At 41.4% G+C, this 2150-nt stretch carries 2 protein-coding genes; both read left to right on the top strand.

All coding sequences use genetic code 11. From position 1 onward, the window contains the following. Positions 1-48: 48 nt before the first annotated feature. Positions 49-525, top strand: a complete 477-nt coding sequence (locus M23134_RS37095) for a hypothetical protein (RefSeq protein ID WP_002706234.1) — start codon at positions 49-51, stop codon at positions 523-525. 342 nt (positions 526-867) lie between these two features. Then, complete coding sequence (locus tag M23134_RS37085; protein WP_002706232.1) at positions 868-1764, top strand: alpha/beta fold hydrolase; 897 nt, start codon at positions 868-870, stop codon at positions 1762-1764. Positions 1765-2150: the final 386 nt, after the last annotated feature.

Raw genomic sequence — 2150 nt, 5'->3', positions numbered from 1 at the left:
CACACTGATACGCTGCGGTAAGGCATATTATACTTACCATCAGGGGGTGTGGCATCGGTAAGGCAAGAAGACCACAAAGGTAAGTTCAAGGAATTGTGGAAGTTTACATACAATGCTCAAAAACAACGTACTTCGTGGACTATCTATAGCAATGAGGTAGGTACTATTCTCAAGTATTACTTCTCTTATGTAAGAGACGCCAAAGGCAATGTGGTAATGGTAAAGAATATAAATGGGGCAACATTTCGAGAGTACAGTTACGAGGAAAGTTTAAGCCCACTGGCTTTGTTTAACCCCGACTTGTGTTTTTTTATTGCTACCAACCGAGACCTATGGACCAGGGAAGTCGACGCAATTAAGTTTGAGGAGAATGAGTTTAGAGGCTTTTTACCCATACGCAATATCAAGAGTGAACAAACGGGTAGCTTAGAGCTGTTCAATTACCTGTTGAACCACAAAGGTGTTGCCACCCAAAAAATAGCCTTTTTTGCTGCTACTTATAAGATGCAAGGCTGTAGTTTTTAAGTAGGTTTTAGGAACTAGGTGCTAGGAACACCCTGCTCTCTGGGTAACTACACTTTTTATATCACGTTGATTTTTAGCGACTTATAAAAACCGTAGTTCAAAACCAGCGTACTACTTTGCTGGGTAGTTTTCTGGCCAGACTAAACACATTATAAAAATGTTGTAACCGCATATATTTCGTTTCTGATGAACATTTGCCTTGTTTGCTGCACTTGCTTTTTTGTAAAAAACATGGGGCGTTTAGTCTGGTTTTCTGGTATGTGGGTTTTTGAGCTTGCAAAAAAAACTACTATTTTGTGCCCAAAGTAGTTTTAAACACTCATTAGTCAACCTAATCATACCATGCAACTCGTCGACTGGAAAGCCAAGGGGACATATTTTACCTATAAAAATCAATCAATATTTTATGTACAAGCAGGGCAAAATGCCCTCCAACCCGATAAAGCGCATGTATTGCTCATACACGGGTTTCCTACTTCGTCGTGGGACTGGCACAAGGTATGGCAACCTCTCACCGAAAAATTTGTGGTAACGGCTCTTGACATGATAGGTTTTGGATATTCGGCAAAGCCTTACAAATACCATTACAACATTCACGACCAGGCAAGCTTACACGAGGCACTCCTGACTGAGTTGGGCATCAAAAAATGCCACATACTTGCCCACGATTACGGCGATACCGTAGCACAAGAAATGTTAGCTGCTTTTTTAGACCGAGCCAAACAAGGCACTCTTCAGACAGGTGTAGAAATTCAATCGCTTTGTTTGCTCAATGGCGGGTTATTTCCCGAAACTCACCAACCCCGTACCATTCAAAAAATGCTCATTAGCCCGCTGGGGGTATGGGTAACAAAGCTGATGAATAAAAAACGTTTTAGTCAAAAGTTTTCGGAGGTATTTGGTACCCATACGCAACCTACCAGCCAGGAACTGGATGATTTCTGGCAACTCATTTCTTTGAACAATGGCCATAAAATAGGGCACAAACTGATTCGCTATATGAACGAACGCAAGGTATACCGCGAACGCTGGGTGGGTGGGCTCAAAAACTCTATAGTACCTATCAGGCTTATCAACGGACCCGCCGATCCAGTATCGGGCAAGCACATGGTGGCACGTTATAAAGAAGTGGTGAATAATCCTGACGTGGTGATGCTTGACGATGGTATAGGGCATTATCCTCAGGTAGAAGACCCTGAAGGCGTGTTACAGGCTTTTTTAGCATTTGCAAAAAGGTAGTCGATAAGGTTCTAGGAACTAGGTGCTAGGTGCACCCTGTTTAACTACGTTGAACTCATCACAGCAAGCTGCTGCAGATTCGGCTCATAAGCAACTAACAAATCCATAGTACGCTTATTTTCAATGGGTTATAAACTTATTGGTTAAAAGCCCTCCTCTTCAACACAACTTATTACTGCTTTCCCTTCAACAGGGCACATACAAAAATCCCCAAAAAGTATTGAGTACCTTTTGGGGATTTTTTGATAACGTTTCAGAGTTTGTGTAAATTCGTTTTTTGAGTACTGATTACCAGAAGTTTAAACGAAAAAGACATACAGAACGAAAAGTACTCGTTTTTTATATACAGCAAAAACTTATGCCTGGCAAAAGGTGAACATATACGC

Origin of the sequence: Microscilla marina ATCC 23134, from assembly GCF_000169175.1 — a bacterium.
GTDB lineage: Bacteria > Bacteroidota > Bacteroidia > Cytophagales > Microscillaceae > Microscilla > Microscilla marina.
This window is presented reverse-complemented; position numbering and strand designations above follow the sequence as displayed.